Genomic DNA, 21,336 nt, shown 5'->3' with positions numbered 1-21,336 from the left:
CCTTACTTCCAACCTGGAAGCCAATGCTCCTTGTCGGTTAGATCTCGCCAATTAATGGCTTCCTCTCGTTTGGTCATCACTGCTTCTATCAAGCAACGAATCACCTCCCCTTCTTCAAACTCAACCTCAGTGACCATAAAATGCTTTTCTTTCTTTACTGGGCTAACAGCAGTCCATTTACTGCGGAGCAGTTTCTTTGGGTTAATTCGATTCATGATCCTTTCCTGCACAGTTGATTGATGTTTTATCTATAAGCTTCAAAGAGTTAAAAAGATCATTTTAAGTTGAAAAAGCCCACGACTAAAATCCAGATAAGTCATAACTAAAGTCAATAAAACAAGTCGTAGACTCGGTACAATAGCTACCACCAGTTCAGAGACTAATCCCCATGAACCAAACAGAATTCCAACAAAAAATAGCGAGTTTCACCGCCATCGAACAAGCGCTTGATTACTTTGAAATTGGCTTTGATAGCAAGTTTATCGACCAAAATAGAATAGAGCTTGTGAAGCGCTTTAATGGTTATCTGATCCTGTCCAAACCCGATGATTGGTTTTCTGGAAGAAGAGCACTGAAAAACGCGTACTGTAAGGTTCAACGCAGTAAGCTGGATCGTTACACACGTTCTGCTTGTCGTGGTTGTACGACTTGCCAACGCCGCTAGTTCAAAATCAGAAAGCTTAAACGTAGATAACAAAAAATTGAGAATTGAAATAACATCTCATTACGATTTAGTTAGTGGTTTGCTCGAAAAAAAGTGTGCTAGTCTTACGGCAACTCAACTACGAGATAAAAACTACAATGAAAATTTTCAGCAATTTCGAAAGCGGCAACATTCACGTCGTTTCAGCAGATTCACCACAAAATATTCAACTGACTATCCCAGCAGACAACCAGACTGAAATCTCTCAGTGGTTTCACTTCCGTTTAGAAAGCGAAGCTCAACAAGCTCACCACTTTGAAATCGGCCAATTGGCAACATCTGCTTACCCTGATGGGTGGAAAGATTATGATGTTGTAGCATCTTATGACCGTGAAGAGTGGTTCCGAATTCCATCTCAGTTCGATGGCGATACATTAAGCTTTGATATCATCCCTGAACACGATTCAACGTACTTCGCGTACTTCGCGCCGTACTCACACGATCGTCACCAAGATCTTCTGCACAGTGCTCAAACGCACCCGGCTTGTAAGCTTGAAACTCTGGGTCACACGCTAGACAACAACGACATCACCTTGCTAACCATTGGTGAGCCAAGTGAAGATAAGAAAAACATCTGGGTTATTGGTCGCCAACACCCAGGCGAGACTATGGCTGAATGGTTGATCGAAGGTTTGCTGCAACGCCTGCTTGATGAAACAGATACGGTCGGTCGCTCTCTTCTAGACAGCGTTGTGTTCCGTGTTGTACCGAACATGAACCCAGATGGCAGCATCCGTGGTCACCTGCGCACTAATGCGATTGGTGTAAACCTTAACCGCGAATGGCAATCACCTTCTCTAGAACGCAGCCCTGAAGTTTTCCTTGTGCGCGAGCGCATGCTACAAACTGGCGTTGATCTATGCCTAGACATTCATGGCGACGAAGCGATTCCATATAACTTTGTTGCAGGTAGCGAAGGCACACCTTCATACAACGAGCGCATTGCAAAACTGGAGAATCACTTCAAGCAAGCGCTTCTGACTATCACGCCAGAATTCCAAGATGAATTTGGTTACGATAAAGACGAACCGGGCAAAGCAAATATGACCGTCGGCACAAACTGGATCGGTGAGCAGTTCAAATGTCTGGCTTACACTGTCGAGATGCCATTTAAAGATCATATCAGCCACGCTGACGAACTTTACGGCTGGTCTCCAGAGCGTAGTGTTGCATTTGGTTACGACATGCTAGCAGCAGTTTGGGCAACAGTAGACGAGCTATAAAACGAACCATGGACAGGCTAAGCGCCTTAGTTTGTCCGTATAGTTAGTTTGCTTACATATATAGCAAAGCCCAGCACTTGTGAAAGTGCTGGGCTTTTTAATATCGGATCTAAATGAGTGACTTGGGCTTTAAGTCATCTAACTTTAAAAGCTTTCTATGCCACTCTGAGGCTAGCAAAAAATACTGGGTATCTTTGTCTAATATGTCTTTGTTCTGACACCATATCTTTGAAGCTTGGTCCTTCTAACAACTGAACGATCACTTCATCGCCTTCTTGTCGCAGCACTGCACCACTAATATCAATGGTGTTGTTATCGTGCAGTCTTAAACTGCCCGCCATTGAGAAGCCTCGATAAACAGGAATGATGTTACGCATCATCAAGCGCACACCCTTTTCAGACACTTCACTCACATGAAAAAGCTCATCCTTAATTCGCATCACTGGACGTGCCTTTTTTGGGTACTTCAAGCGGTAATATTTGCGTTTCTGGGTGAATGACTCTTCACTCATCTGTGACTCCCTGTCTCTGTTTATTCGGTCAAGCAATAGCCTTTAGCTTCAATTGGATTTCGAACGAACACATTCACTGAATTGATATCTGACCATTATATCGACTTTACGAGCTAATGCTTTAGAGATTTATGCACAGAAACAAGGATTGTTGAGCATTCAGTAAAAAGTGAGATATGAGTCGTAGATGCTAGGGGGTCGATTATTAACTATGAACCCTAAAGCTGAAACAGCGCCAACTGAATACTGAAGCCAACAAACAACAACCCGCACACAATGTTCATCCATTGAGACGTGCGCTTTTTCGTCAATAATTTCTTAAACGTATCAGCCATCAAAATGACAACCAAAAACCATGTAGCAACCACTGTTGCCTGTATCGCGCCCAGCATTAAACTGTCGGACACAATGTGATCCTTAGAAACAAACTGAGGGAATATCGAAAGGTAGAATAGAACGATTTTAGGGTTAAGTAGGTTAGTGAGGAGTCCTTTGAAAAACTGGTTATAAAGCTTACTGCCCGATGCACTCACTATAGCAAGCACGCCCTCTTGAGCTCGCAATGCCGCCCGAAAATGGTTGTACCCAAGCCAGACTAAGTACAAGACACCCACCCACTTCAATCCCTCAAAGGCCATTGGAGTCTGAGATAACAGTAAGCTCATGCCATTCGCAGAAACAAGAACCCGCATGACACACCCAACACGTTAATAAACGCAAACAACTTTCTTTGAGTTAAAGCCGTGCTCAATACCAACAGAGCATTTGGGCCTGGAATGATCGCAATAAAAAACACGATGACAATAAACAGCCAGATACTTTCCCAACTCATTTCGCTCTCATTTCCTTAAAGCTTCCTATTCATTTCTTGATCGTTTTAGGGCGGGTATTGTACGTCCATTCAATACCATTACAATATGCCCAACGTTTAATTAGCTTGGCTTAGTTCGCTTGCCTTAATTTAGTTGTATGGATAACGCTTAAATTTAACGTGTATAATTCACCCGTTTATCCTGTAACGTAGCAAAACTCATTCTCTAACATTTATAGCCCTGTTAGACTCCACCTCCATTTTGATACTTGGTTCATTTATGTCATTTGATAACCTCACCCTTAACGCAAAAACCGTCACAGCGATCCCTTCTCAATTCGACAAACCGACTGAGATACAACAAGCGGTAATTCCATCAATTATTGCGGGTAAAGACGTACTTGCGTTGGCTCAAACGGGTAGCGGAAAAACATTGGCGTTCGGCTTACCCTTGCTGAACAACATCATCCATGATGTGAATGGACTTCAAGCGCTTATCATCGTCCCGACACGTGAACTCGCGTCTCAAGTGACTGAATCTTTAGAGCCGGTCGCGACAGCGCTCGATATCAAATTCGTAACCTTAACCGGTGGCGTGAATACTGATGATCAGCAGCAACAATTACTAACCCAACCGCAATTAGCAATCGCCACACCAGGCCGCTTACTTGCTTTAATCAAAAGTGGTGAACTGGATGTCGCTCAGTGTTCATCATTGGTTCTTGATGAAGCCGACCGACTGATCGACATGGGCTTTTGGCCAGATATTCAAGCGATTACCGCAGCACTACCAAGCAAACGTCAGTCACTGTTGTTCTCGGCGACACTTCCGCCCGAATTAGTGGGGCAAGCTGAAGAGCTTCTTTCAAATCCAGTTAAAGTCACGACACACCAAGAAAACAGTGTGGTCGCGACTATTGAAGAAACTCTGTATTTAGTGAACAAAGGCAGTAAGGCTCAAGCGCTCATCGCCCTACTTCATCAGACCCCATGGCCGCAAGTATTGGTGTTCATTGGTGCGAAAGACAATGCCGACGCATTAACCAAGCGATTGAATAAATCTAGAATCAATGTGAGTGCGTTACATGGAAATAAGAGCCAAGAAGAACGAGAGCAAGCATTAGAGAATTTCAAAAATGGCGAGACCCGTGTGCTTATCGCGACTGATGTGATGGCTCGCGGCATCCATATTGATCAGCTGCCTGTCGTGATTAACTTTGATTTACCGACACACTCCGCAACTTACGTACACCGAGTTGGTCGCACAGCAAGAGCAGGGAGCACTGGTTGCGCCATCTCTCTGGTTAGCCATAGCGAAACTGACTACTTGAATGCGATTCGTACTCTGACCAATAAGCCTCTTGTGCTACAAGCATTAGAAGGTTTTCCTGTTACAGACAAACCTGCATCGGAAGCGACAGCTCGCAAACGTCCACCTAAAGACAAAATGGCTAACCGAAGAACCGCAAAGAAGAAAAGTGCTAAGCAATTTAAGAGCAAGCCAAGTTCTTCGAAATAGCCAGTTCTTCAAAATAACCATAGAAAGTCGATTAGCCCAGTTTGCACTGGGCTTTTTATATGCAATCAGATGTAAGATCACAACCTATCGACTCAGACAAAATGCCAATTTAAATGACATTTTTGTGAATTATGATGCCAAGGTATTGATTCTTGGTTGCTCAAAAAAAATACTTTCTGATCACGTTGACGCCCCTATATCTGGCAACTAGATTTTTCTATTAGTGTCTAAAAACCGGGAGGTCATTGAAATGAAACGTGCAAGCTCTACATATCGATTACAACTGATTAAGGAAGTGGCTACTCGCCGAGATCGTCAGAGTTCCAATGACCCAATGGCAAACTACATACAAAACCTAATCGACAACAAAGACGACTGTGCTACCTCGGTGGAACGCAACCAGAGGTTCAGTGGTAGTCATTTTGATGAGCATATTGGTGGTTGGGTTAGCGACCACTGGGGTAGCAAGTAGTCCGATATCTCCAGTCACTCGTGTCATAAATAAAGCAGCGTAACCGTTGTAGAATTTATCTCAGCATTAACCTATCATCTGCAACAAATCCCTATCATTGAGTAAGCAGAAAGTGTCTGAGTTAAAAAGAGAAAAAGAAGTGATGGTTGCCTTCCAAGTGATCCCTCGCGTTAAAGAAGGCAACAACTTCGAAGTAGTTGATAAAGCCATTGAAGTTGTGAAAGCAGCCGATGTCCCTTTCCAAGTTGGTGCGATGGAAACCACAATGAAAGGTGAGCTCAATCAATTACTCGATATCGTTAAAAAGGCAGAGCAAGCTTGTTACAATGCAGGGGCTGTAGAAGTGATAACCAACATAAAGATTCATAGTAAAACCACCGAGGCCGATGATACATTTTGTACATACCATCGTGGTGTAACGAAAGCGAATCACATGTTTGTTTAGTAACATGTTTATTTCAGAAAGCTGTTTATTTAAGAAAACAGGGTTTTAAGAAAGACTCTGAAGAACCAGTGATGTTATTGAAAAGGCATGTCTGAAAGGTGAGAAAGGATTTCCATTCGTTCTTCTTCTGACATCGAATGCCAATCACGCGGGCTCTCTTCAGGGTCATTTTTGGCCCCAATGTTTTTTCGATCCAGTGCTTTAACCGGTTCTTTTTTGAGTTTTACGTTCTTTTTATTCATACCGACATCACTCCTTCTGGTACAAAGGTACCTACCTTAATATTACACCCCAACCATTATGTAAAGTAATAGTTACTTCGGAGTTAAATAAAATCTTGATACTTCCTCTTTAACCGAAAAGATCTCTTTGGGGACTTGTATTTCCCTCTTCGTCGACCGACTTACCAACCAAGTTTTTTTGCTTCATTATCTTCCTCCGATAGCGCTGACGACACAGCTTAATCACGTGCAATTGTTCTGACGGAGTCATCGACATCCAATTAAAGCGCTCTTCTCTTTTGCGCATACAACCATTGCAATAGCCTTTATCATCGCTTGAGCAAACCCCAACGCAAGGGCTTGGAACCTGGAAAAACTCTAACTGCTCCACCATGCCTCCTTACACATCAAAATCGAGCTTACTAATTAAAAAATAAGCGATTAACTTGTCGCACAGCTCGTGAAATTCATACTAAACTATGACCTTATACTGACACATATAGTGTTTTGTAAACTATACTTTGAACCCATCAAGTTACACTTATTCGGTAACTTCGTTCTTTCCTTTGGAGCCTTATAATATGAAGTTTAGTTCAAAAAAATTACTAGCAGTAGCCGCTTTACCTATGATGCTAGCAGCATGCACAACAACAGGTGACAACGCGATGCAAGTAACACCAACCGATCTACAGCACCATAATTGGGAACTTGCGCAAATTGATGGCAAGGACATTGCGAAAAGCGAAGACCAAGCAGCTCCTCGTCTAGAGATCGGCGAAAAGATGACTGCAAACGGCATGGCTGGTTGTAACAACTTCTTCGGTCAAGGCGAGCTGAAAGACGGTCAATTCCGTATCAAGCAAATGGGCATGACAATGAAAATGTGTCACGGTTCAGCAATGGAAATCGAACAATCGGTTTCTGCTACTCTAAGCGAGTGGAGCGACGTAACCCTAACAAACGATACGCTAGTACTGAAAAACGATGTACACACGCTAACGTACACAATTCGTGATTGGGTAAACTAATCCGTTCTCGAAATAGATATTGATTAAAGGAGCCTTCATGGCTCCTTTTTTATTGCCTGCTTACCCTCACTACACCTTCAAAATTAACACTCATCGCCTACTTTTCGTACCAACCTCCAATAAACCTCAAATATCTCTCATTTAGATGCAATAAATTCACTGGTTTATCGGTCTATTGCTAGGATGGTAAGAGCCTAGAGTCTGTCGAGCTTTCGAAACGATTGCATATCGAACAAAGTTTAACCAAAAAAATCAACACGCCCTAGTAATTGATTGAATTTACTGTTGAATTAGAAATTATTTCAGAAACAGATAGAATAACTGTTAGGGAGTTCTAAATAACAATGCTCTTACCCGTTCACTACCAAATGGAAAAGTTTATGAACAAGATAGTAAGTACGTTAGCAATCATGGCAACCGTTGCATACAGCGCAACCATTTATGCTGGTGAAGCAACATCAACCAATAACTGGAACCAAATCGAACAGCAGGCAGAGGGACAAACTGTCTACTTTCACGCTTGGGGCGGTAGCCAAGAAATCAATCGTTACCTACAGTGGGCGGGCAAGAAATTACAAAGTGAGTACGGTGTTACCTTAAAACATGTGAAAGTAACCGATATTGCAGAAACTACCACTCGCTTACTCGCAGAAAAGGCGGCAGGAAAGAACACTGAAGGCAGTGTCGATATCGTCTGGATTAACGGCGAGAATTTCCGTTCAATGAAAGAAAATGCCTTGTTGTTTGGACCATTCACTCAAACACTTCCAAACTGGCAGTACGTGGATAAGTCTTTGCCGATCGATGTCGATTTCTCGGAGCCAACAGAAGGCTTGGAGGCACCTTGGGGCGTTGGGCAACTTGTCTTCATCCACGACCAAGAAACACTGCACAATCCGCCACAATCGTTTTCAGAGATGTTGAGCTACGCTCAGGCTTTCCCGAATCGCTTAAGCTACCCGCGCCCACCAGAGTTTCACGGTACGAGCTTCATTAAGTCTCTACTGATTGAGCTGACAAACAACAGTCCTGCGCTTGCTAAACCCGTTTCAGAAGATACCTTCCAAGACGTTACGGAACCACTGTGGGCTTACTTAGATAAATTCCATAAAGTGGCGTGGCGCGGTGGCAAACAATTCCCAGCAGGCACATCGGAAAGCATCCAGCTTCTGGATGACGGACAGATCGACCTCGCGATTACGTTCAATCCAAACTCTGTATATTCAGCACAATCAAGTGGCCGCCTAGCGGAAACTACCAAGGCTTATGCGTTAGAAAGCGGCGCACTATCTAACATTCACTTCCTTGCGATTCCTTGGAATGCCAATGCAACCGCAGGTGCTCAAGTGACCATCAACTTCTTGTTGAGCCCAGAAGCACAATCTCGCAAAGGTGACCTCAATGTCTGGGGTGACCCTTCTGTATTGAGCAGTAAGTACTTAACCGGCAGCGCTAAAAATACTCAGCAATTTAAATCGATTGATGAACCGCATCCTAGTTGGCAAAACGCGCTCGAGAAAGAGTGGCTTAAGCGATACGGTAACTAACCTCCATGCTTCGCGCTCTATATTTTGTTGTTATAGCTGTGTGCATTATCCCAACCATTCCTGGGGTAGCGGGAGTCGTGGCTTCGTCACTGAGTTTCATCCCGCCCCTAGGTTTAGAGGAGCCAACACTCAACGGGTTTAGCCAAGTCTTTCAATGGGAAGGGGCTTGGCACTCTATTGGCTTAAGCCTAGGTTCAGCGGTCGCCAGCAGCTACATTGCCTGCTTTCTGACCTTTTGCATTCTTCAGGCTTCTTGGGGAAACAAGTTTTGGAGAAAGATTGAGCTAACGCTATCTCCAATGCTTGCCATTCCGCATGTGGCTTTCGCTATCGGCTTTGCTTTTTTGTTTAGCCCAACAGGCCTTGGCGCAAGAGCCGTACACCACTTACTTGGTGAATCGGCTACAAGCTCTGAATTGGCTTTGCTGATCAAAGATCCTTACGCGTTTGGCCTAATCATTATGCTCGCACTCAAAGAAGTTCCTTTCTTGTTGCTGATGAGCATATCGATACTTCAACAAATCGATGTAGAACGTATCACTAAGGTGAGTGCATCACTCGGTTACAGCCGCGCTCAGATCTGGTGGAAGTGTATTTTCCCGCAATGGTTTACTAAGCTTCGCTTCCCAATGCTGGCTGTGCTCGCCTATAGCGTCTCGGTTGTCGATATTGCTCTGATCATTGGCCCAACCAACCCGCCGACTTTTGCCGTTTTAGTGTGGCAATGGTTCAACGACCCAGATCTTAATCTACTACCACGAGCTGCTGCTGGTGCGATCGTTTTGTTTGGCTTGGCTTCGTTGATCATCGCCTTGGCGCGTTTAGTTGAATGGGCAATTCTTAAGTACTTTCGAACTTGGCAATATTCGGGCAGAACAGGGGTTAACTTGCCGGGGAAAACCGTATTCACAGCTCTTGCAGCTTTGTCACTGATGATCATTCCATTGATGATTATCTGGAGTTTTGCGCAGCGCTGGCGCTTCCCTGATTTACTGCCTAGTCGCTACAGCATGCGCTTCTGGGAGTTCGAGTGGGATGGCATCATGAGCACCGTTGGTCAAAGCTTATGGATTGGTCTTATTGCTGCTTCAATCGCTTTGTTGCTTGCGCTGGTTGCTCACGAATACAGAATCAAATACAAGTGGCAAGTCCCAGGCTTTATTATCGCTATTCCAATGTTGATACCTCAACTGTCGGTGTTATTCGGTATGCAAATCACCACCCTATACATTGGCAGTAGTGCCTATGAGCTTTGGGTTATTTGGGCGCATGTTTTCTTCGCCTTTCCATTTGTGTACTTGTCTTTGGACGGCCCATGGAAAAGCTTCAACGATGGGCTGATAAAAGCTTCACTGAGCTTGGGTAAATCGCCATTTCAAAGCTGGTATTCGATCAAGCTGCCTATATTACTGCCCGCCATCGCCTTCGCTTGGGCGGTTGGGATCAGTGTGAGTTTGGCTCAGTACTTGCCGACATTGATGCTCGGTGCTGGTCGTATTAGCACCATCACCACAGAAGCCGTTGCCCTAACCAGTGGTTTCGACCGCAGGGTAACCGCAATTTATGCCATTTGGCAGGCCTTGTTGCCTCTGTTCTTTTTCTCTTTAGCGATATTAGTCAGCCGACTTCAACTTAGATATCGCCGTCTTACTTTTAAAGGTTTTCTTACTAATGAGTCTGCACCTCAACGACCTCGCCATCCATAAAAACGGTGGCGAATCGCTGTTTTCAGCGCTAAACGTAACATTAGAATCAGGCCAAATATTGGCGTTGATGGGGCCAAGCGGCTGCGGAAAATCGACTTTGTTAGATGCCATCGCGGGTCACCTAAATGACGAGTTCTCATACTCTGGCACCGTTATTTTGAACGATATTCAACTAGACGACCTCCCATCACATCAGCGTGAAGTTGGTATTCTGTTTCAAGACGACTTGTTGTTTCCACACCTAAAAGTATGGGAGAACTTGGCCTTTTCGTTACCAAACTCGGTTAAGAGTTCAGATCGCCAGCAACAAGCAATGGAAGCATTAAAAGACATTGAACTGACCCGCTTGGCTGAGTCGTTTCCCGACCAAATATCTGGCGGCCAGCGAGCGAGAATTAGCTTAACTCGTATGCTATTGGCGAAACCGAAATTGGCGTTGCTTGATGAGCCGTTTAGTAAGCTCGACCAAGAACTCAGAGCCCAGTTTCGCGACTGGGTATTTGAGCAACTCACTAAAGCGAATATTCCGACATTAATGGTGACGCACGACCAAACCGATGTGCCTCAAGGGGCAAAAGTTCTGTCTTGGCCATGGAGAAGTAACCATGCTGGATAAGTACTCTATTAAGGTCATTAAGTGGCCATTAAATCAATCAGCCAAACTACTTAATAGATTCGGCATCACAGCCAACCAAACCACCCTGTTTGGGTTTCTGGTTGGATGTTTAGCGTTTCCAGCATTGGCATTTCAACAATACGAATGGGCGTTGGGGTTTATTGTATTTAACAGGGTTTGTGACGGGCTTGATGGAGCCTTAGCTCGAATCCAAGGCATTAGTGATGCGGGCGGTTTCCTCGACATCAGCCTCGATTTTCTTTTCTACTCGTTAATCCCTTTTGGCTTTGTTATCGCCAACCCAGAACACAACGCCATTGCCGGTGCATTTTTGATTTTCTCTTTTATCGGCACAGGCAGCAGCTTTTTAGCGTTTGCGGTTATGGCTGGTAAGCGAGGGATTGAAAACCCAGTCTATAAACATAAGTCTCTCTATTACATGTCTGGACTGACCGAAGGCACAGAAACCATCACTTGTTTCATTGCTTTCTGTATTTGGCCTCAACACTTTGCGGTTATCGCCTACACCTTTGGTGCTGCGTGTTGGCTAACTACGTTCATGCGTATTTATTTTGGGTTTCAGACACTCAAGAATCAAAACAACTAGTGTGAATTTCTGCATTCCTCATAAACAAAAACGCCGCTCATATGAGCGGCGTTTTTTAGCTGATTCTGAAATTCAATTAAGCATCGGCAGAGGCTTTAATTTGAAATCTCAATACCTTTAGACTTGAATCAAGATCGACATCGACAAACTCAGGTGGGTTGTCTAAACGTTCGATAAACTCAACACTAGGCGCTTCTTCTGCCATCGTCTCAATTAGGAAGTTTGGCGATACTGCTGGTGAGTTAACACAAGCAATCACTTCTCCGCCTTCTGTTAGAAGATCAGGCAAGCGACGCAAGATCTTTTTGTAATCTTTAGTTAAAGCAAAGCTGCCTTTTTGGAACGAAGGCGGGTCGATGATAACCAACTCGTAAGGGCCACCCTTTTTGATTTTTCCCCACGACTTAAAGATATCGTAGCCAAGGAAGTTAACCGAGCGCATGTCGTGATCATTCAAACGGTGGTTATCACGGCCTTTGTTTAGCGAGCCACGTGACATATCCACGTTCATGCATTGGCGAGCACCACCAGCGATAGCCGCGACTGAGAAACCACAAGTGTATGCGAACAGGTTAAGGACATTCTTATCCTTAGCATTGTCTTGTACCCACTGGCGACCATTACGCATGTCGAGGAACAAACCAAAGTTCTGGTTACGGCCAATGTCTAGTTGGTACTTAAGACCGTGCTCAACCACGATGGGTGAGTCATTAAGTTCACCCCATAAAACCTCTGACGGCGCACCATCGGCATAGCGATGTTGCAGAACAATACTTGTGCCCTGCTTTGCTTGCCAGATGTCTTTATTAGTCAAATCAACCAATCCAGCTTTAAGAGATGATAAGAACTCATCATCCACTTCTTTGAATACGTTAACCAATAACTGCCCATCAACCCAATCACATGTCAGTTGATCTAGGCCTGGCCAAAACTTACCACGACCATGAAAAATACGGCGTAGTTCATTCGGCACTTCATTAAGTTGCTGTTCAATATGACTAAAAAACAGAGGTAAAGCTGATGCTTCCATTATTTCACTCACTTAGTGTTTAGCTTTGGCCAAGTTAATGACCAAGGTTCAAGCCAGTTGTCTAAACCATTAGACACGATCTCTTGATGCCACTTCTCACCCAAGGAGTTTAGGCTTCTTGGATCGCAGACATATTCGTAGGCTTGTGATTGATAGGTAAATCGAATCGCGAAGGCATGCAGATAACCTCTGTCAGCCTCACTCGATGGATTATAAATAGGGTCACCAACAATGGCTGAGCCGATCGACTTCATCGCGACACGGATCTGGTGAGTTCGTCCCGTATAGGGTTTACATAAAAATAGACGCTCACCGGGTTCAGCCGTTGCAGATAAAAACTGGGTAATCGCTGGATTTTCTTTGCTTGTCAGTAACTTCCAGCTTGAGCGTCGTGAACGCTCCATATCTCCTGAAATCAGCCCCTGCTTTTTCTTTGGTTTCTTCGAACCAATCGCAAGGTAGTACTTCTCGACTTCACGCTTTGCGAACAGCTGTGAAAGCTCACTCGCTGCCGAGGCATTCTTTGCTAACAGCAGAATACCTGAGGTCATTTTATCGAGGCGGTGAACGAGATATAACTTCGGCTCGTTGATTGCCTTAGCAACTTCTTGCAACAACATGGTATCGCCATCGTCTTTATGGACGCTGACGCCAGGATGTTTGTTTATGAGTAAAAAATCAGAGTGGTTCAGAAGAATGTCGAACATTTAAAGGCTAGCTCCATTGTAGAACGTGGAGTATACCGTGTCTGAACCCAGATTCCAGCTACGAAAAAGCCCAACTCACTCAATAAATATTGAATCATTGGGCTTCTTTTTAGCAAGTAGCGATCAGTGCTTGGTCTTTACTCGATTAACATTCGGAAAATAGAACAAAGCCACCCGCCCTACGCTAGTTTGAACTTACCGACTAATGCTTCTAGCTCAGCAACTTTAGCGTTCAAGCCTGAGGTATTTTCAGAGCTGCGAGTCGCCAATTGCAAAGACTGCTCAGAAATATCACTGATCGCCGTAATATCCGCTGCAATTTCTTTGGTCACAGCTGTCTGTTCTTCTGCCGCAGTAGCGATAGAGTTGACCATGCTTTGTACATTGCCAGCACCACTTACAATCGCTTCTAGCGCCGAAACTGCGCCAGAGCTTTGCTCTACACCAATCTCAACTAAACGACAGTTATCTTGAGTGTAAGTCACCGCTTCTTGCGTACCAGATTGAATCGACTGAATGATACCAGACACTTCTTGAGTCGCTTTGGTCGTTCTCTCTGCCAGTGCTCGTACTTCATCTGCAACCACCGCAAAGCCACGTCCAAACTCACCAGCACGTGCCGCTTCAATCGCAGCATTCAGCGCCAGTAGGTTGGTTTGTCCAGCGATGTCTTCGATTACCTTAATAACACTGCCAATCTGTTCGCCATGTGAACCTAGCGTATTCATTTGTACCGACATGTCGCTCATTTGAGTCGACACTTGTTGGATACTTGCCACCATTTCAACAATCACGTTACGGCCATCTTCTGCTGACGTTTCTGAGCGACGCGCTTCTTCATAAGTAGAAGTACCTTGTTGCGCGACTTCAGAAATGGTCAAGCTTAGCTCTTCTGCGGCAGTCGCAATCAGGTTAGCTTTATCAGCTTGTGCAGAGGCACCAGAAACGATGTCTTGACTGATTGATGATAACTCACCTGTCACCGATTGAACTTGGTTCGTCACAGAAGAAATTGAACCTAATAGGTTGACCAAAGATTTCTGCATCTGGTTAATCGACGTAGCAAGATCGGCCAGTTCATCGCCAGAATTATCAACAATATCTCCAGCGGTAAGGTCGCCATTTGCCACGCGTCGCGCAACTTGTTCAACACGAGTTAGACGGTTAGTAATAGAGCTAGACAATACATACGCAATCACACAACCAAACACAATCGCAATGGCAGACAACACCATGATAGTGCGTTCGATGGTGGTAAACGAATCGGTTAATACAAGCAGCGATTGTTCTGTATCGGCACGCTCACTTGCAGACGCTTGATCCAGTAAGTTTTCAACCGGGATTAGATTGCTCTCATATAAGGAGCGAAGCTGCTGGATATTCGATAACAGCGCAGACTCATCGTTGATCATAGGTACAAGCTTAGATTCAAACTCTTGAGTAAAGCGCCCCATCAGGTCTTCAATTCGCTCAATACGGCGATGGTCTTCTGAACCTCTACTCTCTAAACGTTTTGCTTCTTTAATAGCCTGAGCAAATTCATTCTTGTTGGTTCGATAATCATTAAGCGCATTGTCGGCCTGAGTAATCGCACCAAGTGCATCGCGATAAACATCCCCAGCCTCATCTATCAATACAAGGTAGGTCACCGTTCCCGGGACATCATCCATCCTAATTTCATCAGCGCTCTTGTGAGCTCCAATGACTTCTATCCATACAATACCGACTAACGTGACAAGCACCGCCAATATAGAGCCAAACCCAGCGTACAACTTCTTCCTAACTGACAATTTCACACAACACCTACTTAAATAAAATACAGCTCAATCAGCTATTACTTTTCATTATATCGGCTACCAGACCAATAACTTTAAGTATTTATTTTTCTTTGATAATTAAGTTAGTAGCATAAAAAAACGGGAGCCAATGGCTCCCGTTTCTTAACTTACTTTAACTCGCGATTGTGCTACTAAGAGCTATGGTTTCTAAGAGCTATAGCTTCTTAAAACTATAGCTTCTCAGAACTATAACTTCTTAGAGATAAGCGCTGAGCCAGCAATGATACCAATACCTAGTAGCATGATTGCACCTTTACCGCTGTCGAAGCCAGAAGAGATACCCATGAACGCTACGATAGCGATAGCTACTGGGATGATGTACTTAACAAGTGTGTACCATAGGCCGAATAGTGGGAAAGATACTTCACCGTCGTTAGTGATTTCTTTCTCTAGGTCAGCACGGTTTAGTCTCCAACCAGCGAAGATACATACCAACATACCGCCAACTGCTAGGAAGATTTTATCCGTTAGTAAGTCGAAGATATCGAATGCACCAGTACCAAACAATGTTGGACCGAAGCCGCCAAGTGATAGAGAAGCGAAGATACATAGAATCGCCATAACTACACTTGCAGACAGTACTGCAGTCACACGCTTCATGCCTTTCTCATCGATTAGGTAAGAAACTACAACTTCAAGTAGAGATACTGAAGAAGTCAGTGCCGCAACACTTAGACCAACGAAGAACATTAGAGCAAATAGCAGACCAACTACGCCGCCCATTTCAGCGAATAGCTGAGGAACAACAACGAATACTAGACCAGGACCCGCTGCAGGTTCCATACCGAATGCGAACATTGCAGGGAACATAGCTACACCAGCTAGGATAGCAACGCCTGTATCCATCGCCGTAACCATAGCTGTAGTTTGAACTAGGTTCTCTTTCTTCTTAAGGTAAGAACCGTAAGTCAACATACAACCCATACCAAGAGATAGTGAGAAGAATGCTTGACCTAGTGCAGCTAGAATTACACCGCTGTCTACTTTAGAGAAATCAGGGCTGAATAGGAATTCAAGACCAGCCATCGCGCCCGGAAGCATTAGGCCTTTGATTGATACCACGATAAGGATGATGAAAAGAAGTGGCATCAGAATCTTACCCGCTTTCTCAATACCGCCAGAAATACCCTTCATAACGATAACAACGTTAAGTAGTAGGTATAGGCCCATCCACATAAGTGGTTGAACTGGGTTTGAGATAAAGCCACCGAAGCTGTCACCAATTGCCTCAGGTGCGTCTAGTAGACCACCAGCAATTTTACCGATGTAAGCGATAGACCAGCCACCTACTACAGGGTAGAAACCCATGATAAGTAGACCACTGACTACGCCGATAACACCAGCGAACGTCCAACGACGGTCAGTTGATTTAAATGCACCTACTGCTGATTTTTGCGTATGACGGCCAATCGCAAATTCAGTCAGCATGACACTGAAACCGATGAAGATTACAAAAAACAGGTAAATTGCAACGAATGCACCGCCGCCACTTTCGCCTGCTGTGTAAGGGAATTTCCAGATGTTACCTAGACCAACAGCAGAACCTGCTGCAGCCATTACGAATCCTAACTTCGAACCCCAGGTATCGCGGGGTGTTGTGGTTGTATTACTAGTAGCCACGTGTACTCCAAACTTTTGTGTTGTGTGATGTTGTGTTTTGCTTTGGGTGGCGTCTTTAAAAGATAAGGTGTATAAAAAAATTTACACACTTAAAAGATTTGATTGACGCTCGTTGTATGGCAAGTAAACCAGTTTAAGAATAAAATTGGAAGTCCGAACCGTACATATTTCGTTACCAATGTAAATTTTTATGGTTAAATGCCGTCTTTTTATACAAAACAATCGTTTTCGTCTTAAGTTAACCAAAACTTAACAACTATAACCTGTTTACAGCTTTTGCTCTATTTTGTAAATAGTTGATTCCTTAAATTCCCATATCCTCAAAATAGCATTACTATCTAAGTGTCTCTTTTTTCGAGTATTCAATGTGGAAAAGCTCTACCATTTTTTAACTTTAGCTTCCGTTGCTTTGTACTGGGTTCTCGTCGCCGGTGTGACCTTTCGTGTCGTACTAAAACGACGCTCTGTGAGCGTTTCTCTCGCGTGGTTGATGGTTATCTACATTATCCCGATTGTTGGCGTGGCCTGTTACTTCCTTTTCGGCGAGCTAAACCTAGGTAGAAAGCGGGCTGAGCGCGCACATCGCATGTTTACTCCGTTCGGTGATTGGTTCCGCCAATTAAATGATTGTCAGGTTCACCTTCCAGGTAAAGTTGGCTCCCCAATCCACAAGATTGATGAGCTTTGTAACAATCGAATGGGTATCCCTGCACTTAGTGGAAACACACTTTCACTGCAAGCTTCACCCAATGAGATCCTTCACGCAATTATCGAAGATATAGAAAACGCACAAACCAGTATCAAAATGGTTTTCTATATTTGGCATCCTGGTGGTCTAACCGACTCCGTAGCCTCTGCACTGATTCGAGCGGCCAAACGTGGCGTAGATGTTAAGGTTTTACTCGATTCAGCAGGTAGTCCACGCTTTTTCAAAAGCCATTGGCGTTCAATGATGAAAGACGCTGGTGTGCAAGTTGTGCAAGCATTAGAAGTAAGCCCATGGCGTATTTTCTTACGTCGCCTTGATTTAAGACAGCACCGTAAGATCATCGTCATTGATGAATCCATCGCCTATACCGGTTCAATGAACATGGTGGATCCGGCGCATTTCAAACAGAGTTCAGGCGTTGGTCAATGGATCGACGTAATGGTCCGAGTCACTGGGCCAACCGTTAACGTACTTTCGGCTATTCATGGTTGGGATTGGGAAGTAGAAACAGGCGAACGCATTCTTCCTGATTTACCTGAATGCCCGATTGAAGAAATAATGACGCACCATCCGGTTCAGGTCGTTCCGTCTGGTCCTGGTATGCCGGAATATTTGATCCTACAAGTTCTGACTATTGCCATTAATCAAGCCAATCGTTCTGTGCGCATCACTACACCTTATTTTGTACCGAGTGCCGACTTGTTAGAAACGCTAAAAATGACAGCACAAAGGGGCGTAAACGTCGAACTGATCATTCCACACAACAACGATTCATTGATGGTTAAATGGGCTTCTCGTGCTTTCTATACAGAGTTACTTGAAGCTGGCGTTAAGATTTACGAATTTTACGGTGGCCTTCTTCACACCAAATCGGTAGTGATTGATGAAGAGTTCTGCTTAATCGGAACGGTCAATATCGACATGCGCAGCCTTTGGCTAAACTTCGAAGTGACACTAGCCGTTGATGACGTGCACTTCACCAAGCAACTGTTTGATTTGCAGCAATCCTATATTGAATCATCTCATCCAGTGGAATTGGAGCAATGGGAGCAGAGAAATTTACGTAACCGCTTCTTCGAACGATTGTTCTATTTGTTCAATCCACTGCTGTAATCCAATCAATGGACCTACTGCGACTCATATCTCTCTGCTTATCAGATTTTTGACCTTTCACGATAAACGACGTGAAAGGTTAAAAAGCGAAAGAAAAGCATAAAAACTCCCCCTCTGCTCTTGCTTTGAATGCTATTGGCATGTTTTAAATAGGACATAACCGATTGATAAGGAATTCACAGCATGTCCGAGAACAAAACCACTAAACTGATCACTGCAGGTCGTGATAAGAAGTGGACCAATGGTGTCGTTAACCCACCAGTACAGCGCGCTTCTACTGTCGTGTTCAACTCAGTAGAAGAAAAGCGTAAAGCTACGATTAATCGCGCTAATAAAACGCTTTTTTACGGACGCCGTGGAACCAACACTCACTTCGCTTTCCAAGATGCCATGGTTGAAGTCGAGGGCGGCGCAGGCTGTGCACTTTACCCTTGCGGTACTGCGGCCATTTCAAATGCCATTCTTTCTTTTGTAGAAACAGGCGATCATATTCTGATGGTCGACACCTGCTACGAACCGACGCGTGATTTCTGTGACACCATCATGAAGAAGATGGGTGTAGAGACGACCTACTACGAGCCAACGATCGGTGAAGGCATCCAAGACCTTATTAAGCCAAACACTAAGGTGCTGTTTACCGAATCTCCTGGGTCAGTCACCATGGAAGTGCAAGACATTCCAACGCTAGCGCGTATTGCTCATGAACACGACATCATCGTGATGCTCGATAACACATGGGCTGCTGGTGTGAACTTCTCACCGTTTGATTTTGGCGTTGATATCTCGATTCAAGCTGCGACCAAATACATTGTTGGTCACTCTGATGTGATGTTAGGTACGGCTGTTGCCAACGAGAAGTGTTGGGATCAACTAAGAGAACAGAGCTATTTGATGGGGCAATGTGTATCACCAGATGACGCTTACCTTGCCCTTCGTGGCATCCGTACTCTTGACGTTCGACTACGCCAACATGCAGAGAGCAGCTTGAAAGTCGCAAAATGGTTGGAGACTCGACCTGAGGTTGATCATGTTCGCCACCCTGCCCTTGAGTCTTGCCCAGGCCATGAATTCTTCAAACGAGATTTCACTGGCGGTAATGGTTTGTTCTCTTTCGTGCTGAAGAACTCAAATACAAAAGCGACCACAGCGCTGCTTGATGGTATGACGCACTTTAGTATGGGTTACTCATGGGGTGGTTTTGAAAGCTTGATTTTAGCGAACGAACCGAACAGCTTTGATAGCCTAAGAACAGTAGCGAACCCTAACTTCGCTGGAACCTTGGTACGTGTTCATATCGGCTTAGAAGACGTTGACGATCTGATTGCGGACCTAGAGGCTGGATTGGAGCGTTACAACGCGCTCGTTTAATTTAAAGCGTTAGTAGACTCAGACCAAAAAGGCAGGATATTCCTGCCTTTTTAAATTAGCGTATTAGACACATCGCTTTAAAAAGCTACTGAACGTCAAAGCACGCCCAATTGAAAATTTCAGAGCGGTGTTCATTAAACAAGTACAAAGACTGATCCTTAACTGCAATAGCGTAATCAATCGTCACCCCTTTATACTCACTATATTCATTGTTAATAATTGGATCATGGAAAGGGGTCGCCGTTCTCACATCTATAATGCTCATCGACAAATTATTCCCATCAAGCTCATAGTGCCCGAAATACAGATTTTCCATAGTACTCTCCTTACCGTCTTGCTCTGTAATCGTCACAAACTCTCTCATGCTAAAGGTATGGTCAGATTGAAAAGTAAGGCTTATACGCTCATAAAGCGATTGATATGGTTGGAATGCCTGAGATAAAAAATCAGTTTTAATCGTTTTGCAATGCCATCGAGTGCCCGCTAATACGTTCTGTTCTGGCAAAAAACTTGCAGCAGCAATTACCACCAAAATGAGTAAACCAATTAGTCGCAAAAGTAACTCCTCTTCTTCATATACTGAGCAAAGGAATCAAAAGACGACTCTATATTGAAAACCGAAGCACTATAATTCAGAGCCTCACCATCTTTCCTTTGAATCAACATGTATAACGCGTCATCTTCGGGTTGGTCGACTGATGGGTAAATACGGACAAAAACATCAACGTTACAGTGGCTCGGTATCACCGCTGTAAGCTTTTGAGTGACCGCAGGCAACGAATAGGAGTCATTATGAGCAATATGGAAGAAGTAGTGGTTGGTATTGTCGGTGTAACTGTCACGATATTCCGCTTTATCAATAAAATAAGGCAGAGGCGTATAGTAGGCTTGGAAAAGGTTAAATGCCGTTACTGCGACACAAACCAAAGCGAGCAAATAACCGGTGTTAGCTAGATGTCTATTAGACACGACATTTGCCTGTTCTTGCTTAACTGCACTCTGGTCTAGATGTGAGTCACTAGGTAGCTCGGAAGAAACAACTTTCGCAGAATCTGCATCAATCAAGACTTCATTTATTGTTAACGGGTCTTGGGTTATTTCTTGGGACATTTCTTGGGACAAAGGTACGTTTTGCTTCAACGTAGAATCGGCAAGCGAGACACCTAGTTCGTAGACTTCTTTACTCGCTTGAGAAGGCACCTCTTCAGTTACTGTGGACCGGCTCAACTCGTCGATTTCAAGAGAATACCCCGTCTTACTAACGGTACGAATCGTCGCGCAACCACAAGTTACCCTAGACAGTGTTTTTCGAATCTTTGAGATAACGTTAGTCAGCGCTTGCTCTGAAACAATTACATTACCCCAACACCTATCAAATATCAGACCTCGCTCGATGCACTCACCAGCATTTTCAAGCAAGAATAGAAACACCTTACCTTCTAACGGCGCAATTGTTTCTACGTGGCCATCTTCACGCACAAACTGCCTAAGCAAGGGATCATAACTAGCATCACATATTTGGTAGATTTGTTGTTTCACTA

22 protein-coding genes and 1 pseudogene are annotated in these 21,336 nt (G+C 44.2%); 12 read left to right on the top strand and 11 right to left on the bottom strand.

The features are described 5' to 3' along the window. Window positions 1-2: 2 nt before the first annotated feature. On the bottom strand, window positions 3-215 hold the full coding sequence (locus AC3CH4_RS05610) for a TIGR02450 family Trp-rich protein (protein ID WP_017093192.1): 213 nt from the start codon (window positions 213-215) through the stop codon (window positions 3-5). 173 nt (window positions 216-388) lie between these two features. Here AC3CH4_RS05610 and AC3CH4_RS05605 point away from each other — a divergent pair, with 173 nt between their 5' ends. After that, entirely contained in the window at window positions 389-664 is a 276-nt protein-coding gene (locus AC3CH4_RS05605; protein WP_004734654.1) for a nitrogenase-stabilizing/protective protein NifW, read from the top strand. A gap of 137 nt (window positions 665-801) precedes the next feature. Further along, window positions 802-1,926, top strand: coding sequence for a M14 family metallopeptidase (locus AC3CH4_RS05600; RefSeq protein WP_065205517.1), 1,125 nt, complete (start codon window positions 802-804; stop codon window positions 1,924-1,926). A 155-nt stretch (window positions 1,927-2,081) separates the two neighbouring features. Here AC3CH4_RS05600 and AC3CH4_RS05595 read toward each other — a convergent pair whose 3' ends face one another. Together AC3CH4_RS05595 and AC3CH4_RS05590 are read right to left on the bottom strand one after the other, a co-directional pair. Continuing rightward, the gene (locus tag AC3CH4_RS05595) at window positions 2,082-2,438 is read right to left on the bottom strand and encodes a hypothetical protein (protein WP_054546628.1); all 357 of its coding nucleotides are present in this window, start codon (window positions 2,436-2,438) and stop codon (window positions 2,082-2,084) included. A 218-nt stretch (window positions 2,439-2,656) separates the two neighbouring features. Beyond that, window positions 2,657-3,270 (bottom strand): annotated as a pseudogene (locus tag AC3CH4_RS05590) (LysE family translocator). Between the two features lie 259 nt (window positions 3,271-3,529). Between AC3CH4_RS05590 and AC3CH4_RS05585 the strand changes: the two are divergent. From AC3CH4_RS05585 to AC3CH4_RS05575, 3 genes are all read left to right on the top strand, one after another. Continuing rightward, the gene (locus tag AC3CH4_RS05585; protein ID WP_065205518.1) at window positions 3,530-4,768 is read left to right on the top strand and encodes a DEAD/DEAH box helicase; all 1,239 of its coding nucleotides are present in this window, start codon (window positions 3,530-3,532) and stop codon (window positions 4,766-4,768) included. Window positions 4,769-5,018: 250 nt separating this feature from the next. Beyond that, window positions 5,019-5,240: a hypothetical protein gene (locus tag AC3CH4_RS05580; RefSeq protein ID WP_065205519.1), complete on the top strand. Its 222-nt coding sequence runs from the start codon at window positions 5,019-5,021 to the stop codon at window positions 5,238-5,240. Between the two features lie 142 nt (window positions 5,241-5,382). Next, a complete protein-coding gene (locus AC3CH4_RS05575; RefSeq protein WP_171313347.1) occupies window positions 5,383-5,685 on the top strand; it encodes a thiamine-binding protein in 303 nt (100 codons plus the stop codon). A 74-nt stretch (window positions 5,686-5,759) separates the two neighbouring features. Here AC3CH4_RS05575 and AC3CH4_RS05570 read toward each other — a convergent pair whose 3' ends face one another. After that, on the bottom strand, window positions 5,760-5,927 hold the full coding sequence (locus AC3CH4_RS05570; protein WP_017079018.1) for a hypothetical protein: 168 nt from the start codon (window positions 5,925-5,927) through the stop codon (window positions 5,760-5,762). A gap of 109 nt (window positions 5,928-6,036) precedes the next feature. Further along, window positions 6,037-6,300: a DUF1289 domain-containing protein gene (locus tag AC3CH4_RS05565; RefSeq protein ID WP_017079017.1), complete on the bottom strand. Its 264-nt coding sequence runs from the start codon at window positions 6,298-6,300 to the stop codon at window positions 6,037-6,039. 187 nt (window positions 6,301-6,487) lie between these two features. Here AC3CH4_RS05565 and AC3CH4_RS05560 point away from each other — a divergent pair, with 187 nt between their 5' ends. The 5 genes from AC3CH4_RS05560 to AC3CH4_RS05540 all read left to right on the top strand — a co-directional run bounded on the left by AC3CH4_RS05560 (window position 6,488) and on the right by AC3CH4_RS05540 (window position 11,410). Beyond that, entirely contained in the window at window positions 6,488-6,934 is a 447-nt protein-coding gene (locus AC3CH4_RS05560) for an META domain-containing protein (RefSeq protein ID WP_029224504.1), read from the top strand. A gap of 380 nt (window positions 6,935-7,314) precedes the next feature. Further along, window positions 7,315-8,481, top strand: a complete 1,167-nt coding sequence (locus tag AC3CH4_RS05555; RefSeq protein ID WP_488543427.1) for an ABC transporter substrate-binding protein — start codon at window positions 7,315-7,317, stop codon at window positions 8,479-8,481. Between the two features lie 5 nt (window positions 8,482-8,486). Continuing rightward, window positions 8,487-10,187 (top strand): ABC transporter permease, encoded by a 1,701-nt coding sequence (locus tag AC3CH4_RS05550; RefSeq protein WP_488543426.1) that lies wholly within the window; start codon window positions 8,487-8,489, stop codon window positions 10,185-10,187. Then, on the top strand, window positions 10,153-10,803 hold the full coding sequence (locus AC3CH4_RS05545; RefSeq protein ID WP_488543425.1) for an ATP-binding cassette domain-containing protein: 651 nt from the start codon (window positions 10,153-10,155) through the stop codon (window positions 10,801-10,803). Before AC3CH4_RS05550 ends, AC3CH4_RS05545 begins: the two co-directional genes overlap by 35 nt. After that, window positions 10,793-11,410 carry a CDP-alcohol phosphatidyltransferase family protein gene (locus tag AC3CH4_RS05540; RefSeq protein ID WP_171307766.1) on the top strand — a complete coding sequence of 206 codons (618 nt, stop codon included), beginning with the start codon at window positions 10,793-10,795 and terminating at the stop codon, window positions 11,408-11,410. The genes AC3CH4_RS05545 and AC3CH4_RS05540 overlap by 11 nt, the downstream gene beginning before the upstream one ends. 76 nt (window positions 11,411-11,486) lie before the next feature. Here the strand turns inward: AC3CH4_RS05540 and AC3CH4_RS05535 are convergent, their stop codons facing one another. The 4 genes from AC3CH4_RS05535 to AC3CH4_RS05520 form a co-directional block, all read right to left on the bottom strand. Continuing rightward, window positions 11,487-12,440 (bottom strand): class I SAM-dependent methyltransferase, encoded by a 954-nt coding sequence (locus AC3CH4_RS05535; protein WP_488543424.1) that lies wholly within the window; start codon window positions 12,438-12,440, stop codon window positions 11,487-11,489. 8 nt (window positions 12,441-12,448) lie between these two features. After that, the gene (locus AC3CH4_RS05530; protein ID WP_004734618.1) at window positions 12,449-13,147 is read right to left on the bottom strand and encodes a TIGR01621 family pseudouridine synthase; all 699 of its coding nucleotides are present in this window, start codon (window positions 13,145-13,147) and stop codon (window positions 12,449-12,451) included. A 179-nt stretch (window positions 13,148-13,326) separates the two neighbouring features. Further along, the gene (locus tag AC3CH4_RS05525) at window positions 13,327-14,943 is read right to left on the bottom strand and encodes a methyl-accepting chemotaxis protein (RefSeq protein WP_054546635.1); all 1,617 of its coding nucleotides are present in this window, start codon (window positions 14,941-14,943) and stop codon (window positions 13,327-13,329) included. A gap of 228 nt (window positions 14,944-15,171) precedes the next feature. Then, on the bottom strand, window positions 15,172-16,605 hold the full coding sequence (locus tag AC3CH4_RS05520; protein WP_012604350.1) for a sodium-dependent transporter: 1,434 nt from the start codon (window positions 16,603-16,605) through the stop codon (window positions 15,172-15,174). Window positions 16,606-16,972: 367 nt separating this feature from the next. Between AC3CH4_RS05520 and cls the strand changes: the two genes are divergently transcribed. Both cls and AC3CH4_RS05510 read left to right on the top strand, forming a co-directional pair. Beyond that, the gene (cls, locus tag AC3CH4_RS05515; RefSeq protein WP_004734615.1) at window positions 16,973-18,427 is read left to right on the top strand and encodes a cardiolipin synthase; all 1,455 of its coding nucleotides are present in this window, start codon (window positions 16,973-16,975) and stop codon (window positions 18,425-18,427) included. A gap of 183 nt (window positions 18,428-18,610) precedes the next feature. Next, window positions 18,611-19,795 (top strand): cystathionine beta-lyase, encoded by a 1,185-nt coding sequence (locus tag AC3CH4_RS05510; protein ID WP_017094405.1) that lies wholly within the window; start codon window positions 18,611-18,613, stop codon window positions 19,793-19,795. Window positions 19,796-19,880: 85 nt separating this feature from the next. Here the strand turns inward: AC3CH4_RS05510 and AC3CH4_RS05505 are convergent, their stop codons facing one another. Further along, window positions 19,881-20,351 (bottom strand): hypothetical protein, encoded by a 471-nt coding sequence (locus AC3CH4_RS05505; protein WP_017079009.1) that lies wholly within the window; start codon window positions 20,349-20,351, stop codon window positions 19,881-19,883. Continuing rightward, the gene (locus AC3CH4_RS05500; RefSeq protein WP_488543423.1) at window positions 20,342-21,334 is read right to left on the bottom strand and encodes a winged helix-turn-helix domain-containing protein; all 993 of its coding nucleotides are present in this window, start codon (window positions 21,332-21,334) and stop codon (window positions 20,342-20,344) included. The genes AC3CH4_RS05505 and AC3CH4_RS05500 overlap by 10 nt, the downstream gene beginning before the upstream one ends. Window positions 21,335-21,336 lie beyond the last annotated feature (2 nt).

The sequence above is a fragment of the Vibrio sp. QJM3NY_26 genome (genome assembly GCF_057786005.1).
This window is presented reverse-complemented; position numbering and strand designations above follow the sequence as displayed.

Bases quoted from the DNA above. Each gene is read 5' to 3' on its own strand.
- AC3CH4_RS05530 (WP_004734618.1), bottom strand. From the start codon at position 13,147: ATGTTCGACATTCTTCTGAACCACTCTGATTTTTTACTCATAAACAAA.
- AC3CH4_RS05595 (WP_054546628.1), bottom strand. From the start codon at position 2,438: ATGAGTGAAGAGTCATTCACCCAGAAACGCAAATATTACCGCTTGAAG.
- AC3CH4_RS05540 (WP_171307766.1), top strand. From the start codon at position 10,793: ATGCTGGATAAGTACTCTATTAAGGTCATTAAGTGGCCATTAAATCAA.
- AC3CH4_RS05550 (WP_488543426.1), top strand. From the start codon at position 8,487: ATGCTTCGCGCTCTATATTTTGTTGTTATAGCTGTGTGCATTATCCCA.
- AC3CH4_RS05570 (WP_017079018.1), bottom strand. From the start codon at position 5,927: ATGAATAAAAAGAACGTAAAACTCAAAAAAGAACCGGTTAAAGCACTG.
- AC3CH4_RS05510 (WP_017094405.1), top strand. From the start codon at position 18,611: ATGTCCGAGAACAAAACCACTAAACTGATCACTGCAGGTCGTGATAAG.
- AC3CH4_RS05545 (WP_488543425.1), top strand. From the start codon at position 10,153: ATGAGTCTGCACCTCAACGACCTCGCCATCCATAAAAACGGTGGCGAA.
- AC3CH4_RS05580 (WP_065205519.1), top strand. From the start codon at position 5,019: ATGAAACGTGCAAGCTCTACATATCGATTACAACTGATTAAGGAAGTG.
- AC3CH4_RS05600 (WP_065205517.1), top strand. From the start codon at position 802: ATGAAAATTTTCAGCAATTTCGAAAGCGGCAACATTCACGTCGTTTCA.
- AC3CH4_RS05565 (WP_017079017.1), bottom strand. From the start codon at position 6,300: ATGGTGGAGCAGTTAGAGTTTTTCCAGGTTCCAAGCCCTTGCGTTGGG.
- AC3CH4_RS05575 (WP_171313347.1), top strand. From the start codon at position 5,383: ATGGTTGCCTTCCAAGTGATCCCTCGCGTTAAAGAAGGCAACAACTTC.
- AC3CH4_RS05605 (WP_004734654.1), top strand. From the start codon at position 389: ATGAACCAAACAGAATTCCAACAAAAAATAGCGAGTTTCACCGCCATC.
- AC3CH4_RS05555 (WP_488543427.1), top strand. From the start codon at position 7,315: ATGAACAAGATAGTAAGTACGTTAGCAATCATGGCAACCGTTGCATAC.
- AC3CH4_RS05560 (WP_029224504.1), top strand. From the start codon at position 6,488: ATGAAGTTTAGTTCAAAAAAATTACTAGCAGTAGCCGCTTTACCTATG.
- AC3CH4_RS05585 (WP_065205518.1), top strand. From the start codon at position 3,530: ATGTCATTTGATAACCTCACCCTTAACGCAAAAACCGTCACAGCGATC.
- AC3CH4_RS05535 (WP_488543424.1), bottom strand. From the start codon at position 12,440: ATGGAAGCATCAGCTTTACCTCTGTTTTTTAGTCATATTGAACAGCAA.
- AC3CH4_RS05610 (WP_017093192.1), bottom strand. From the start codon at position 215: ATGAATCGAATTAACCCAAAGAAACTGCTCCGCAGTAAATGGACTGCT.